The 16,696-nt window shown below is 28.3% G+C and carries 13 protein-coding genes; 7 read left to right on the top strand and 6 right to left on the bottom strand.

The genetic code is table 11. The annotated features are described in order from the left end of the window. Positions 1–510: 510 nt before the first annotated feature. The 4 genes from ACFOWD_RS08920 to ACFOWD_RS08905 all read right to left on the bottom strand — a co-directional run bounded on the left by ACFOWD_RS08920 (position 511) and on the right by ACFOWD_RS08905 (position 3,604). Entirely contained in the window at positions 511–1,881 is a 1,371-nt protein-coding gene (locus tag ACFOWD_RS08920; RefSeq protein ID WP_377409900.1) for a pyridoxal-phosphate dependent enzyme, read from the bottom strand. 121 nt (positions 1,882–2,002) lie between these two features. Next, the gene (locus ACFOWD_RS08915) at positions 2,003–2,965 is read right to left on the bottom strand and encodes a sodium-dependent bicarbonate transport family permease (protein WP_298993692.1); all 963 of its coding nucleotides are present in this window, start codon (positions 2,963–2,965) and stop codon (positions 2,003–2,005) included. A gap of 84 nt (positions 2,966–3,049) precedes the next feature. Then, positions 3,050–3,352, bottom strand: a complete 303-nt coding sequence (locus ACFOWD_RS08910; RefSeq protein WP_298993693.1) for a hypothetical protein — start codon at positions 3,350–3,352, stop codon at positions 3,050–3,052. Positions 3,353–3,355: 3 nt separating this feature from the next. Next, the gene (locus ACFOWD_RS08905) at positions 3,356–3,604 is read right to left on the bottom strand and encodes a hypothetical protein (protein ID WP_377409898.1); all 249 of its coding nucleotides are present in this window, start codon (positions 3,602–3,604) and stop codon (positions 3,356–3,358) included. Positions 3,605–3,685: 81 nt separating this feature from the next. Here ACFOWD_RS08905 and ACFOWD_RS08900 point away from each other — a divergent pair, with 81 nt between their 5' ends. Then, the gene (locus ACFOWD_RS08900; protein WP_298993696.1) at positions 3,686–4,618 is read left to right on the top strand and encodes a LysR family transcriptional regulator; all 933 of its coding nucleotides are present in this window, start codon (positions 3,686–3,688) and stop codon (positions 4,616–4,618) included. Here the strand turns inward: ACFOWD_RS08900 and ACFOWD_RS08895 are convergent. After that, the gene (locus ACFOWD_RS08895) at positions 4,615–5,850 is read right to left on the bottom strand and encodes an ABC transporter permease (protein WP_377409896.1); all 1,236 of its coding nucleotides are present in this window, start codon (positions 5,848–5,850) and stop codon (positions 4,615–4,617) included. The genes ACFOWD_RS08900 and ACFOWD_RS08895 overlap by 4 nt on opposite strands. 4 nt (positions 5,851–5,854) lie before the next feature. On the opposite strand from ACFOWD_RS08895, the gene ACFOWD_RS08890 reads away from it, so the two are divergent. Further along, a complete protein-coding gene (locus tag ACFOWD_RS08890; RefSeq protein ID WP_377409894.1) occupies positions 5,855–7,123 on the top strand; it encodes an exo-beta-N-acetylmuramidase NamZ family protein in 1,269 nt (422 codons plus the stop codon). 1 nt (position 7,124) lies between these two features. On the opposite strand, the gene ACFOWD_RS08885 is transcribed toward ACFOWD_RS08890, so the two are convergent. Continuing rightward, complete coding sequence (locus ACFOWD_RS08885; RefSeq protein WP_377410979.1) at positions 7,125–7,649, bottom strand: YkgJ family cysteine cluster protein; 525 nt, start codon at positions 7,647–7,649, stop codon at positions 7,125–7,127. A 75-nt stretch (positions 7,650–7,724) separates the two neighbouring features. Here ACFOWD_RS08885 and argS point away from each other — a divergent pair, with 75 nt between their 5' ends. The 5 genes from argS to ACFOWD_RS08860 all read left to right on the top strand — a co-directional run bounded on the left by argS (position 7,725) and on the right by ACFOWD_RS08860 (position 16,654). Beyond that, a complete protein-coding gene (argS, locus tag ACFOWD_RS08880) occupies positions 7,725–9,500 on the top strand; it encodes an arginine--tRNA ligase (protein WP_377409892.1) in 1,776 nt (591 codons plus the stop codon). An 85-nt stretch (positions 9,501–9,585) separates the two neighbouring features. Then, on the top strand, positions 9,586–10,974 hold the full coding sequence (gene lpdA, locus ACFOWD_RS08875; RefSeq protein ID WP_298993703.1) for a dihydrolipoyl dehydrogenase: 1,389 nt from the start codon (positions 9,586–9,588) through the stop codon (positions 10,972–10,974). Between the two features lie 113 nt (positions 10,975–11,087). Continuing rightward, entirely contained in the window at positions 11,088–12,215 is a 1,128-nt protein-coding gene (locus ACFOWD_RS08870) for a HEAT repeat domain-containing protein (protein WP_377409890.1), read from the top strand. A 3-nt stretch (positions 12,216–12,218) separates the two neighbouring features. Then, positions 12,219–13,757, top strand: a complete 1,539-nt coding sequence (locus ACFOWD_RS08865) for a glycosyltransferase family 2 protein (protein ID WP_377409888.1) — start codon at positions 12,219–12,221, stop codon at positions 13,755–13,757. Positions 13,758–13,774: 17 nt separating this feature from the next. Beyond that, positions 13,775–16,654: a tetratricopeptide repeat protein gene (locus ACFOWD_RS08860; protein ID WP_377409887.1), complete on the top strand. Its 2,880-nt coding sequence runs from the start codon at positions 13,775–13,777 to the stop codon at positions 16,652–16,654. The last annotated feature ends 42 nt before the right edge of the window (positions 16,655–16,696 follow it).

Raw genomic sequence — 16,696 nt, 5'->3', positions numbered from 1 at the left:
TAGGTTCAAATAAAAATTTGGCACGAAGCTTGCAAATTAAAAAATGAAAGCAAAAGTTAAATTGTTTTCATTGTGTAAATTATTTGAATTAGTTGATTTAAAAGGCTGTTTTTTACAGCCTTTTTTTTATGCATAAAAAAAATCGTCTAGAATTTTCTACACGATTTTATACATTTGACAATATCCCCTTAAAATATAGCCAAACTTTTTTTAACTATTAACCACAACAAAGAAACAATTATAAAACTACGTTTTTATTCTAATTCGATTAATGGTTTAATTAGCAAGTCTAATTGTAATTTAAAATAGGTATAAAAAAAACACCGCATAAAAACGGTGTTCCAATCTTAACAATTATAAATCCCCCAACTTATAATAATCGTTATATTATTTCTTAAATACACTACAAATATAGTTTAGGAATTAAAGTTTTATTTACCTTAATCGTTCACAAGCAATCAAGTTTCGATGAGAAGTATTTGAGTTTCGATTTGTAAAAAAGAATAAACCTTAAATGGCACTTATTACATCATATTTTGTAATAATATGATGATTACCATTTTCTAAATCTACTAAAACAGCTTCATTTTCTTTAGATATTAATTTAGAAATCGTTTCTAATTTTGCAGATTTTTTAACTATTGGATAAGCTTTTCCCATAATTTCTTTTATCGGTTTATCAGCTATATCCTTATCAGATAAAAAACTACGTAATAAATCTGTCTCATCTACAGAGCCAACAAAACCATTAATATCTTTAACAGGAATTTGAGATATTTTAAATTGCTTCATACGTTCAATTGCATGAGAGACTAATTCTTCTGTTTGTGCTGTTACTAAGGGCTTTTCTTCATGATTTTTTATTAAGTCTGCAGCAGTTTTTATTTCTTCCTCTAAAAAACCTCTTTCACGCATCCAATCATCATTAAACATTTTTCCTACATATCTACTTCCATGATCATGAAACAGTACAACAACAACGTCGTCTTTAGAAAAATGTTCTTTTAATTGCAAAACTCCTTTTATTGCTGCACCTGCAGAATTACCTAAAAACATACCTTCTTCTTTGGCTAGCTTTTGAGTATAGATGGCAGCATCTTTATCTGTTACTTTAGTAAAACCATCTATTACATCAAAATTCACATTTTTTGGTAAAATGTCTTCACCTATACCTTCTGTGATGTAAGGATAAATTTCATTTTCATCAAAAATACCAGTTTCGTGATATTTTTTAAATACAGAACCATAAGTATCAACACCCCAAACTTTAACTGTTTTACCTTGCTCTTTAGCTTTCATTTTTAAGTAACTCCCTACACCAGATATAGTTCCACCTGTTCCAACTCCAACTACAAAATGAGTTACTTTACCTTCTGTTTGTTCCCAAATTTCTGGACCCGTACTTAAAAAATGTGCTTTACAGTTACTTGGGTTATCATATTGATTAACATACCAAGAATTAGGAGTTTCTTCTCCTAATCGTTTAGAAACTGAGTAATAGGATCTTGGATCTGTAGGCTCAACATTTGTAGGACAAACCACTACTTCTGCTCCAACAGCTCTAAGAATATCCATTTTTTCTTTAGACTGTTTATCAGACATTACAAAAATACATTTATAGCCTTTAACAATTGCAGCAAGTGCTAAACCCATTCCTGTATTACCAGAAGTTCCTTCTATAATTGTTCCTCCAGGTTTAAGTCGTCCATCAGCCTCTGCATCCTCAATCATTTGTAAAGCCATTCTATCTTTAACAGAATTACCAGGATTAAAAGTTTCGTATTTAGATAGCACTAAACAAGGCAAATCTTTAGTAAGTTTATTTAATTTAACTAGTGGTGTATTTCCAATAGTTTCTAATATATTTTTTGCGTAGTTCATGTATAAATTTTACAGATGCAAAGGTAGTTTCTTTTTAAAGTATCTACAAATTTGCTTTTTTTGAGAATAAAAAAATCCTAATGAATTTCATTAGGATTTGATATTATTTAAAATCAATATTTTAACATATACCAATGATACATAAATACAAAGGCATACCTAATGTTATGTTAAATGGAAAGGTAATTGCTAAAGCCATTGGAATGTATAGCCCAGGATTTGCTTTTGGCGCTGCTAATTTCATAGCTGCAGGAACTGCAATATAAGATGCACTTGCTGCTAAAATTGACATTAATAATCTATTACCTTCTTCTTCTATAAACAAACCACTTATTACTGCTACAAGACATCCGTTAATAATTGGAATAATAATAGCAAAAGATAAAGTAAACCATCCTTTTTTAACTAGAGCCTTGAGCTTTTGTCCGCTAGTAATACCCATGTCTAAAAGAAATACAGCTAAAAATCCTTTAAAAATATCTGTAGTAAATGGTTTAATACCTTCTGCTTGAGCATCGTTTGCAAAATATCCTATTAGTAAACTACCAATAATTAAAAGCACACTACCATTTGTTAAAGAATGATGAATAATCTGTTTAAAAGATGTTTTATTAGTTTTATCCTTATTATAAATTGCCATTAATAAAACACCAATAATAATTGAAGGTGCTTCCATTAAAGCCATTACTGCTACCATATGTCCACCAAAAGGAATACCTTCCATTTCTAAAAAAGAGATTGTAGTTACAAATGTTACAGCACTTACAGAACCATAAGCAGATGCAATTGCTCCTGAATTTTCTACACTAAGTCTAAGTCTTAATATATAATAACAATAAATAGGAACTATTAATGCTAAAAGAATACCAAAAAGTAAAGACCAAATAATTTCTGAAGTAATTACACTATGTGATAGTTCTTGACCACCTTTAAATCCAATAGAAAGTAATAGATATAAAGAAATGAACTTTGAAGAGTTTTCAGGAATTCTTAAATCACTTTTTACATTTACAGCTAATAACCCTAAAAAGAAAAATAAAAGTGCTGGGTTTGTTAAATTATCTATTAAATAATGTAAATCCATAGGTTAAAAATTTGACATAAAAAAAGTAGGAAAGCTTACTTGAAGTCAGTTATTTCCTACTAAAAAAGTTTAAATTTTATAGTTTTATTCTTCTAAACTAATAGTTACTGTACTAGTTATTTTTATGTTTTGTCCTTTACTTTCTAAAGCTCTTAAAAAAGCTTTAGTTTCTTTTTTACTCTCCATTAATTCTTGAATTCTAGAGTTATCAAATTTACATTCGTCATTTTCATTACCTTCCTGAATTGATAATCTATGAACTTTATGAAAGTTTATTTTTACATCTACAACACTGTTAATAATATTTAAGGCTTCTCTTTTAGTAAAAGTACCTTCTATTAATTTTAAAGTTTGTTGATCTTTTTTTGTTGTTACAGAGTTGTTCATGATTTATTTTTTTATGATAGTATTTGATTTAGAAAATTTTACAAAAGCAATTAAAGCTACAATGGCTTGAGCTATTATTAATTCAGTTAGTAATGGGCTATTTGAAGTAATTGCTAAAAAGTCGATGACAATAAAAGCTAATAGAAATAAAAAAGCAGAGAATTTAATTAATTGACTTTTAGTAATTTGTATTACTATATCATTATTAATTTTTTCTCTTTGTCTTACTGATTTAATTGTTGTTGAACTCATTGTTTAAATTTTTTACAAAGTTGCAACACATTTTTTATATATTTTTATTTATATTTATTATGTTATATATTAATTATTTTTATGAATTATACATTACATCAATTAGAGATATTTAAAAAAATAGCTGAAGTAAAGAGCGTTACTAAAGCATCTGAACAATTATTTTTAACTCAACCTGCAGTATCAATTCAGCTTAAAAATTTTCAAGATCAATTTAAACTTCCACTTTTTGAAGTAGTTGGCCGTAAATTATACATCACAGAATTTGGTGAGGAAATTGCAAAAGCAGCAACAAAAATTTTAGAAGAAGTAGATGCAATCAACTACAAGTCTTCTTTATTTGAAGGAAAACTTGCAGGTAAACTTACACTTTCTATTGTATCTACTGCTAAATATGCAATGCCCTATTTTTTGTCTGGTTTTATAAAAGAAAACGAAATGGTAGATGTTACTATGGATGTTACTAATAAAATGTCTGTGATAAGAGCCTTAGAAAATAACGAATGTGATTTTGCAATGGTTTCTACAATTCCAAAAAAATTAAAAATAGAAAGTATTGAATTAATGAAAAATAAAATGGTTTTTGTAGCTGGCAAGAATTATAATTTTCCAAAAGAAGGAATCAATTATAAAAACCTAAACAAATCTATTTTTATTTTTAGAGAACAAGGTTCTGCTACACGTTTAGCCATGGAAAAATACTTAATTAAAAATAAAATTGAAATCGCTAGAAAAATGGAATTAACATCTAATGAAGCTGTAAAACAAGCAGTTATAGCTGGTCTAGGTATTTCTATTATGCCAATTATTGGTATTAACTACGCATTACAAAATGGTGATTTACAAGTGCTTAAAATTAAAGGTTTACCATTAGAAACTTACTGGAATTTAATATGGTTAAAATCTAAAAACTTATCTAATGTTGCTAAAGCATTTATAGAATATATGAAAAACAATAAAGATGAAATTATTGAAAAAGAGTTTAGAAAATTTAATAATTCAAGTAAGTATTAAGCAAACTTAATAGACTTAGCAGGGTTTATTTTGGTGATAATGTATGAAGGAATAATTAACATTAAAAAACACAGAATTAAAGTACCTAAGTTTAATAAAATAATATTTGTAAAACTGATATAAACAGGCATTGTTGAAACATAGTAGGTTTCTGGATCTAATGTAATTATTTTAAAATAATGTTGTATTCCAATTATTGATAATCCTATTAAATTACCCCAAAACAAACCTTTTAAAATCAAGTAAGAAGCATTATACAAAAAGACTTTTCTTATGCTTGTGTTATAACTTCCAAGAACTTTTAAAATACCAATCATTTGTACTCTTTCTAATATTAAAACAAGCAAAGCAGTAATCATATTTATACCAGCAATGACAATCATTATAGCAATTATAAACCATACATTGTTATCAAAAAGCTGAATCCACTCAAAAATATTAGGATACAATTCTAAAATAGTTTTACTATTTAAAGTAGAAGGAATTGCATTATAAATCTCTACTCCTTTTTGGTTTATTTCGTCAAAATCATCAATTAAAATTTCAAAACCACCTACTTCATTTTCAGACCATTTATTTAGTTTTTGTACCTCTCTAATATCTCCAATCATCATAGCTTTATCAAATTGTAAAAAACCAGTATTATAAATACCCCTTATGATATACTTTTTATTTGATGGTAATGTGCTATTCTCAGTTTTTATAAAAGTAGTTAAAATGGTATCGTTTAATTTTAATCGTAAACGATCTGTTAATGTTTTAGACAATAAAACATCTCTTGTTCTTGGTTGGTTAAAGTCAGGAAGTCTACCTTCAATCAAATATTCTTCAAAAAATGTCCAATCGTAATCTGAAGAGACTCCTTTAAAAATGATACCTTCAAAATCTGTATCTGTTCTTAAAATACCACCTTTACTAGCATAAACTTGAACATTTCTTACACCTTCAATTGTAGTAAATTTTGGATAAAATTCTTGCTCTTTTTTTATGGGTATTGTAGAAACATCAGAGTTATTATTATCATAATTTAATATTTGAATATGACCTTTAAAACCAGTCATTTTATCACGTATTTTATATTGTAATCCTGCTCCAGTTGCTACAGCAATTAACATAATAATGATACCTAAAGCAATTGCTGTAATTGCAATTTTTATAATTGGTGATGAAATGCTACTTTTATACTTTTTGCCAGCAATAATACGTTTTGCAATAAATAACTCGTAATTCAAATTGATGATACATTTTAAGCTTCGTAAAAGTACCTATTTATTTTTGTTTTTATTGATGAATTTTCAGCTGTTTTCTTGTGCTCAAAAAGTTGAAAGCGAAAAAATAAAAAATGAAAATTCAGAAAAAGATGTTTTAGAAATTAAAACTGGAGCTGATAGAACTAACTTATACCTATCAAAATTAAAAGGAAAGAATATTGCTATTGTTGCAAATCAAACTTCAGTTTTAACAGTTTTACAAAGAGCAGAAGTTGCACCAAATGTTATGGGATCAAAAAAAGTTTCACAACATTTAGTAGATTATTTACATAATTATAATGGAATAAAAGTACAAAAAGTGTTTGCCCCTGAGCATGGTTTTAGAGGTAAAGCAGATGCAGCAGAACTTGTAAAAGATGGTATTGATAAAAAAACAGGACTACCTATTGTTTCTTTATATGGTAAGAGTAAAAAACCATCAGAGAAACAATTAGAAGGTATTGATTTAGTTGTTTTTGATATACAAGATGTTGGCGTTCGTTTTTACACTTACATTTCAACTTTACATTTTGTAATGGAAGCTTGTGCAGAAAACAAAATTCCTTTAATTATTTTAGATAGACCTAACCCTAATGCACATTATATTGATGGTCCTGTTTTAGAATCTAAACATGCTAGTTTTGTTGGCAAACATCCAGTACCTGTAGTGTATGGAATGACAATTGGTGAATATGGACAGATGATTAATGGCCAAAAATGGTTAAAAAACGGAATTAAATGTGACTTAACAGTGATTCCTTTAGAAAATTACAACCATAATTCAAGTTATAGTTTACCTATAAAACCTTCACCAAATCTACCTAATGATAAAAGTATAAACCTCTACCCTAGTTTAGGTTTTTTTGAGGGAACTACTATAAATGCTGGACGTGGAACAGAATTTCAATTTCAAAGATATGGAGCACCTTTTTTTAATAAGACTGATTTTTCTTATACACCTATAGCCAATGAAGGTGCTAAATATCCAAAACATAAAAACAAATTATGCCATGGTTACAATTTAATAAATACAAAACATCTTTCGAAAATAGATTTATCATTTTTATTGAATGCATACCAACAAACTCCTAAAGAAGAAACTTTTTTTGGAGAAACTTTTACCATTCATGCAGGAACAGAAAAACTACAACAACAAATAGAACAAGGTTTCTCTGAAACTGAAATTAGAAAAACTTGGCAAAAAGGTTTAGCCGATTTTAAAAAGATTAGAAGTAAATATTTAATCTACGAATAATCTACTTTCTCCTAACCTTCTTATTATATTCATAAGGTAATCTTTCTTTTAAAGCTTCTACAATATTATAAGTCGCAGGACAAACAAACGTATTTGCAATAGTTAAATCTGTAATTTGTATAAATTTTCTTCTATCTGTATGAGGATAATCTGCACAGGCTTTTGGGCGAACATCATAGATAAAACAAGTATTATCGCTTTCATCTAAAAAAGAACAAGGAGCAGTTTTTAGCACCATAAAATCATCTGAATCTCTTTGTAAGTAAGTATCTACAAAGTCAGCAACTTTCATTTTTAAGTGTTTAGAAATTCGGTCTATATCTTTATCTGTAAAAATAGGGCTCGTTGTTTTACAACAATTACCACAATCTAAACAATCTGTTTTTGCAAACTCTTCATCATGCAATTCTTGCATGACATAATCTAAATTTTTAGGTGTTCTTCGTTTTAAATTCGCAAAATATTTTTTGTTTTCTTTTTTAGCTTGTTCAGCTAATTTTGGTAGTTGTTCTAGACGTTTTTCCATAGGCGAAAAATACATAAATAATACTACATTTTTCAGTAAAAATTGGTAAGTTTGCTCCTTAATTTTTTCAAAGCGATGAATATTCAAAATATACTAGAAACTAAAGTAAAAGAAGGGTTTTTAGCTTTGTATGAAATAGAAATTCCTTCAGTTGAATTTCAAGCTACTCGTAAAGAATTCGAAGGCGATATTACTGTTGTTGTTTTCCCTTTATTGAGATATAAAAAAGGAAATCCAGCTCAAATAGCTGACGATTTAGGAAATTACATCTTAAAAAATGTAGCAGAAGTTACTAATTTTAACGTGGTTAAAGGTTTTTTAAATCTTGTAATAGATGACTCTTTTTACATCAATTTCTTTTCTGATATTTATAAAAACAACAACTATGGTTTTGTAAATCCAAATGCAAATGAAAAGGCAGTTATGGTTGAATATTCTTCACCAAACACCAACAAACCTTTGCACTTAGGTCATATCAGAAATAATTTATTAGGCTATTCTGTATCAGAAATTATTAAAGCTTCAGGTAAACAAGTGTATAAAACTCAAATCATAAATGATAGAGGTATACATATTTGTAAATCTATGTTAGCTTGGAAAAGATTTGGCAATAATGAAACTCCTAATTCTACAGGTTTAAAAGGCGATAAATTAGTAGGAAATTACTATGTAAAATTCGATAAAGAATATAAAAAAGAAATTGCTGATTTAATTGCTGCTGGAAAAACTGAAGACGAAGCTAAAAAAGAAGCACCTATTTTAATTGAAGCACAAGAAATGCTAAGAAAATGGGAATCTGGAGATGAAGAAACTGTTGCACTTTGGAAAAAAATGAATGGTTGGGTTTACGATGGTTTTGATATTACTTACAAAAACTTAGGCGTAAATTTTGATCAATTGTATTATGAAAGCGACACTTATCTCTTAGGAAAAGATGTAGTAGCACAAGGTTTAGAAAAAGGTGTTTTTTATAAGAAAGAAGATGGTTCTGTTTGGTGCGATTTAACAGATGAAGGTTTAGACGAAAAAATTGTATTACGTTCAGATGGTACAGCAGTTTACATGACTCAAGACATAGGTACAGCTATTCAGCGTGTAAAAGATTTCTCAAATGTTGGTGGAATGGTTTATACTGTTGGTAATGAGCAAGATTATCATTTTCAAGTCTTATTTTTGATACTAAAAAAATTAGGTTTTGACTGGGCTAAACAATTATATCATTTAAGTTATGGTATGGTAGATTTACCATCAGGTAAAATGAAATCTAGAGAAGGTACAGTTGTAGATGCAGATGATTTAATGATAGAAATGACAGAAACTGCCAGAAATATTTCTGAAGAATTAGGTAAGTTAGATGGCTATTCTGAAGAAGAGAAAACCGAATTGTATAAAACGATAGGATTAGGAGCATTAAAATATTTTATTTTAAAAGTAGATCCAAAAAAGAGGATTTTATTTGACCCAAAATCATCAGTAGATTTTCAAGGAAACACAGGTCCTTTTATACAGTATACCTATGCTAGAATTCAATCTATTTTAAGAAAAGCAAATTTTGATTATTCAAAATCTGTTGCTATAGAATTGCACGAAAAAGAGAAAGAAATTATTAAGTTATTAGAAGCTTTTCCAGAAACTGTGCAACAAGCAGCTGCTAGTTATTCACCAGCAATAATTGCAAATTATACTTACGATTTAGTAAAAGAATTTAATTCATTCTACCAAAACGTATCAATTCTTGGAGAAGAAAATTTAGACAAAAAAATATTTAGAGTGCAAATCTCTGAAAAGGTTGGAAATACTATAAAACAAGCATTTTCACTTTTAGGAATTCAAGTACCAAAAAGAATGTAAAAACAACTTGTCTTTATTCGTCAATTTGAGTATATTGCTTAAATTTTTGTAATAAATACAGTAAAAAAGTATATATTAAAAAATCATGAAATACGACATTATCATTATAGGAAGTGGTCCAGGAGGTTACGTAACAGCAATTAGAGCATCTCAACTAGGTTTTAAAACTGCTATTGTAGAAAAAGAAAGTTTAGGAGGAATTTGTTTAAACTGGGGGTGTATCCCAACAAAAGCTTTATTAAAATCTGCTCAAGTATATGATTATTTAAAACATGTAGACGAATATGGTTTAAAAGCAGAAGCTATTGATAAAGATTTTGATGCTGTTATTCAAAGAAGTAGAAATGTTGCTGATGGTATGAGTAAAGGTGTTCAATTTTTAATGAAAAAAAATAAAATTGACATTATTGATGGTTTTGGAAAAATTAAAACAGGCAAAAAAGTTGATGTAACATCAGAAGATGGTAAAGTTACAGAATACAGTGCAGACAATATAATAATTGCAACTGGTGCACGTTCTCGTGAACTACCAAATTTACCACAAGATGGAAAAAAAGTAATTGGTTATAGACAAGCAATGACTTTACCAAGTCAACCAAAATCTATGATTGTTGTAGGCTCTGGAGCCATAGGTGTAGAATTTGCACATTTTTACAATACAATGGGTACAGAAGTAACTATTGTAGAATATATGCCAAATATAGTTCCAGTAGAAGACAAAGACATTTCAAAACAATTTGAACGTTCTTTTAAAAAGTCAGGCATAAAAATAATGACAAATTCTTCTGTAGAATCTGTAGACACTTCTGGTGATGGAGTTAAAGCTACTGTAAAAACTAAAAAAGGAGAAGAAATATTAGAAGCAGACATTTTATTATCTGCAGTAGGTATTAAAACAAATATCGAAAATATTGGTCTAGAGGATGTTGGTATTATTACTGATAGAGATAAAATTTTAGTAAACGATTATTACCAAACAAATATACCTGGATATTATGCTATTGGTGATGTAACTCCAGGACCAGCATTAGCTCACGTAGCTTCTGCAGAAGGTATAACTTGTGTAGAAAAATTAGCAGGTTTACACACAGAACCAATTGATTATGGTAATATACCTGGATGTACATACGCAACTCCAGAAATTGCATCTGTTGGTTTAACAGAAGAAAAAGCTAAAGAAGCTGGTTATGAATTAAAAATAGGTAAATTTCCATTTTCTGCTTCAGGAAAAGCAAAAGCAGCTGGTACACCAGATGGTTTTGTAAAAGTGATTTTTGACGCAAAATATGGAGAATGGTTAGGATGCCATATGATTGGTGCTGGAGTTACAGATATGATAGCAGAAGCTGTTCTTGGACGTAAACTAGAAACTACTGGTCATGAGGTTTTAAAGGCAATTCACCCACACCCAACAATGAGTGAAGCAGTAATGGAAGCTGTTGCTGATGCCTATGATGAAGTCATTCATCTATAAATTATTACAACTGGTAGAAAAATTAAGTCAAATTATACGTATTTACCCTAAGTTTGTTACGTTATAAAGTGTTTCCCCCAAAAGAAATATTTAATAAGTAATAAAACTAAATAATGAGTTTCATAGAGTGGTTTCTTTCTTTCATCTATAAGATAAAGACGTTTCCCTTAATCATACAAATAACGATAGTACTAACTTTAGTATTTATCATTTCTTCTTTGGCTTTAATGATTACTATTTGGACCATTAGACGAAGGTATAATCGTATTCAAAAAAAATTAGAAGAAACGCTTCCAGAAATTAAAAAACTTTTTGAAGACATTTTATTTACCAATAAAATTTATACAGAATCAGAGATTTATAAAAATTTTGAAGATATCGTTGAAGATGTTAACAAAGAATCTTTAGATATTGCTGTGAATGTTTTGGTAGATTTTAAAAATGATGATAGAGAATCTGAAAATTACGAATTAATTATCAGTGCACTTGGTATTATAGAACATTTAGAAAGGAAGTTTGATTCTCGTTTAAATAGTGAGAAAATGGATGCTTTTCAAGAAGCATTTGTTTTAAACCTTAATAAGTTTGATGCAAAAGTATTAAGATACGCTTATAGTAAAAATAGAAGAATACGAAGTGAAGCAAGAAACTCTTATCTAGCACTTAGTTCTAATGACCCTTACCGATTTTTTGATGAATTTGAAGGAGATATTACAAAATGGGATGAAATAGAGTTAATGCAATATCTTAAACTACAAAATGAAAGAGGTAACTTAGAAGGATTAGGTAAATGGATTAACTATTCAAAAAACGACTCGTTAGTTATCTTCCTTATTAAAATGGTTGGTCATTTTCAACAAAAAGGTATTGAAGAAATCTTAATAGAAAAATTAGAAGACGACAATTCAAAAGTAAGAGCAGAGGCTATTACAACTTTAGGTGAGTTAAACATTAGAGAAACAGAACAAACTTTAATCGATAGATATTACACTGAACCAGAAATTTGTCAAGTTGCAATTGTAAAAACTATCCAAAAATTTAACTCTGGAAAATCATTGCGTTTTTTACAAGAAATTTTTACTGAATCTAATAATACAGATACAAAGAAAATTATTGCAGAATCAATATTAAATTATAGTTACGAAGGTAGAATAGCTTTTCAAAATTTAAAAAACTCTTTAAAAGGATTTGATTTAACTATTTTAAAACACGTAGAAACTCCTTTAATAAAATACAAATAATATATGTTTGAGATTTTTGTAAAAGTTTATGAGTATTTTATTTTTTTCTATGCAACTTCATTGATTTTAAGTTACATCGTACTTGCCATATTTTCTTTTATTGCAATTAATAGATATAAGAGCTACAATACAGATATTGATGACGAAGAATTAATTAATTCAGATTTAGCACCAGGTATTTCTGTAATTGCACCTGCCTACAATGAAGAAAAAACAATTATTGTAAATGTAAAATCATTACTTACATTAAACTACCCAAAATTTGAGGTAATTATTGTGAATGATGGTAGTAAAGACAAAACATTAGATTTACTTACAGAAGAATTTGAACTCGTTGAAGCTCCTTTTGCTTACGTAGAAAAAATAAAAACAAAACCTTACAAAAGAACATTTAAATCTACGAATCCTAAATATGATATTCTTACTGTCATTGATAAAGAAAATGGTGGTACAAAAGCTGACGCATTTAATGCAGGATTAAATGCATCTGTATTTCCATATTATTTAAATACAGATGTAGATTGTATCCTAGCAAGGAATACACTTACTAAAATGATTAAACCCATTTTAAGTGATAAAAAGAGGGTAATAGCAGTTGGTGCAACTTTAAGAATGTCTAACAACTGTGACATTGAAGATGGAGTAATTACTAGAGTTAGACCTCCAAAAGCATTAATTCCACGTTTTCAAGAATTAGAATACATTAGATCTTATTTATTAGGTAAAATGGGCTGGGAGTTAATAAACTCAGTACCTAACGTATCTGGTGGATTAGGAATGTTTGATAAAGAAATCGCTATTAAAGCTGGTGGTTATGGTGCAGATTCTCATGCTGAGGATATGGATATGATGACACGTATGGCTGCTCACATGATGAACAATAGACTAGATTATAAAATAGGTTATATACCTTTATCTTGTTGTTGGACAGAAGGACCACCTAACTTACAAATTTTAAATAGGCAAAGAACTAGATGGGCCAGTGGATTATTTCAAATGTTTACAGACCATAGAAAAATCTTATTTAATCCTAACTATAAAAGATTAGGATTAATTACATTTCCATACATTTTTATTTTTGAATTCTTAGCTCCTATTATAGAAGCTTTTGGAATTTTATTTTCTATATTTTTATTATTTTATGGATATGTAAACTGGAATTTTGCTCCGCTAATATTATTGTATTCATATACTTTTGCAATTATGATATCTTCAGTAGTAATAATATGGGATCAAATGACCTTTAAATATTACAATACCACAAGAGAAGTAATCAGCTTGTTTCTAACTGCTTTTATAGAGCCTATACTTTATCACCCATTAATCATGTTTTTCTCATTAAAAGGATATTTTAGTTTTATTACTTCTCGAGAATTAGCTTGGGGAACAATGACAAGACAAGGGTTTGAAAAAGAAGATGATAAAAAAGGTGGAGGAAATAAAGGAAATAATTCTGGAGGTGACAACACAAAAAGAAAGAGCATTTTTGATAGGTTAAAAAATAAAAAGGACTCAAATGAAATTGAGCCAATTAAAACATAATAGCTTTAGTTATTACAATGAAGATTAAACAAACAATATTATTTTTATTTATCTGTGCATTAACAAATCATTTTTATGCACAAACATATGATTCTTCAGATATGTTTTTTGAAGAAGCTAAAAAAGAGGTGGCTGATCAAAACTTTACAAGAGCTGCTAAATTAAGCTGGAGAGGGTTACAAATTTCACCTGATGATTTAGATTTAAAAACATTGTTAGGTAGATCTAATATGGCTTTAGGTAGATATGATACAGCTAGATATGTATTAAAACAAGTTTATCTTAAAAGAAGAAAAGATATAGACGTTTTAAAGTATTTAGTGAATATAGAGCAAACAACAAAGCGTTATTCAGATGCTATTTGTTTTGTTAATGAACTTCTAGAAATAACACCTTATAGTAGAGGCTGGTGGCTTAGAAAAATTAACATTTATAAAGAAATGGGTAATTTTCAAGAAGCAGAAAGAGCCTTAAAAAGATTATATCAAATATATCCAGAAGATACAGAAATACAAAGAGACTATAACTACATAATGCTAGGTGATGGTGTAGATGCTGTAAAAAATAAAAGATATGATGATGCAAACGAAGTTTATAAAACGGTTATAGATAATGACCCAACAAATAAACAAGCATATATAGGTCTTGTAAGAAACGAATTATTAAAAGGAAATCCTGAATATGCTTTACAATTTACAAATAGAGCACTACAAGAATTGCCTTTTGATAGAGAATTAATAGACAAAAAGATTGGTTTATTAGAAAAGCTTGGTAGACATGAAGAAGCTATTTTATTTATAAAATCTCCTGATGTCCCTAAAGAAAGATTTCCAGACATACACAACACTACTCTACCCTATTTAATGCAACAATCTGCAGATTACAATGAGTATAATGACCCTTATGAAATTAATAAAAAACTAGCTGAGACTGGTGGTAATTCAGTTGCTTTAGATTATGTAATCAATAATGCTTTAGGTAAAGGGTATTATATTGATGCAGAGTACTTTTTAAATAAGGCTTTAAAAAGAAGTCCAAATTCAAAAAAATATTTAATAAAGCAAATGGAGCTTTATAGAGCAACTTTAGAAACAGAAAGCTATGAAAAAGCCGTTTTAAATCTTCATGAAAAATTTCCTCAAGATACAGATGTAACTTATGCTTATAATAAAATAATGTATGATAGAGCTAAACAATATGTTGCTAATAGACAATTTGCTTTAGCATTACCAATTTTTGAAGAACTAAAATCTTCACCAGATTTTACTAAAGAAGCAGAACAACAAATTTTTGGTATTTATTTAGAAAGAAGTGACTTTGATGAGTCTATGGATCAAATAGATAAATTAATTGCATTAGAACCTAATAATCCTGAATTTCTAATAAAAAAATCTACGCTTTACCAAAAAATGGATTTATATGATGATGCTTTAGAAATTACAAGAGATTTAGAACAACAATTTCCATTAAATCAAAGATATCCTGCACTTTTTGTTGAACAGTCTGAAGCATATGCAGTGTATTTAATGAAAGAAAAAAGATTTTCTAAAGTATTGCCTATTATAGAAGAAGCTTTGACTAGAGATAATGATAATAAAACGTTGTTAGATATTGCAATTAATGCTTCATCAGCAATACCAGATTATCAAAAAGGAATAAATTATAGTAGAAGTGCATTGAGTTTTTATCCAAATAATAAAAATTTCAAAACAAAACTATCTGGTTTATTAGCCTTAAATAAAGAATATGACGAAGCTATAGCTATCTTAGATACTCTTAAACAAACATATAAATACGATAGAAAAATAAAAAATTCTTTAGCAGAAGTTTATTGGTATAGAGGTAAAACTAACGAGGATGAAGGGTTAATTGATGAAGCCATAGCAGATTATCATCTTTCAGATAGTTTAAACCCAGAGCAAATTTATTCTTTACAAAGAATGATTAACCTTTATATATCGCAAAAATCTAATGAAGATGCATTAGATGAAATTAATAAAAGGTTAGAAGAAAGACCTGATGATACTTTTATTAAGTATAAAAAAGGACTTGTTTTTGAATTAATGAAACAATATGACTCTGCTTATTATTATCAAAAATTTAGAAAAGTAGAAGATCCTTATGAAAAAATTCAGTGGGAAGAAACACTTAGCTATTTAAAGGCAGCAAAACTAAAAAATAAATTAGCAGGAACATATACTGAAGCTTCATCAGATTCATTAGCTTTTAGTACTTCTCTAGCTGGTTTAAGTTACAGTCATATTTATGATGAAAAAAACACATTTGGTGCAGAAGTAAATTATGCAGCAAGAAGATCTGGAGTAGGCTTACAATATGGTGTAAATTACTCGAGAATATTTAATCCTACACTTTATGCAGATGTTGGTGTTCTTTTAGGTTCTAAATTTTTTCCAAAATTTATAGTGTATGGTAATGCTTATAAAGGTTTTAAAAACGGTTATGAAGCTCAAGCAGGTTTACGTTTTTCAAGACTACAAAACGACTTTAATTTTATTACCTTAAATCTTGGAGCATCAAAATCTTGGGAAGACATTTGGCTAAATGCAAAATTAGCTTTGATGAGAGATAATAGGTTTAATTATTTCAATTTTGCTGTACAATCAAAAATCAATGTTAATCCAAGAAAAGATTATGTTAGTTTTATAGCCTCCTTTGGTAGTGCTCCTTTTAACGATCAATTACCAGAAGGTGAAACCGCCTTTTTAGATTTTTCAAATATTTTAATTGGTGCTGGCTATGGTTACAATATATCTCCTAAGACTATGTTATTAGTCAATGGTTCATGGATAAATTTTAAAAGTCCGATTACAGATAGTAGATCTTTCTTTTTTATAAATCAGTACAATTTATCAATAACAATTATTACAAAGTTTTAAAGAAATTCAATTACCTCAGTTATGATTCAAAGATTTATCAAA

It is taken from the genome of Polaribacter marinivivus, from assembly GCF_042651285.1.
Lineage (GTDB): Bacteria > Bacteroidota > Bacteroidia > Flavobacteriales > Flavobacteriaceae > Polaribacter > Polaribacter marinivivus.
Note: the sequence above shows the minus strand (reverse complement) of the source record. Positions and strands in the feature narration are given on the sequence as shown.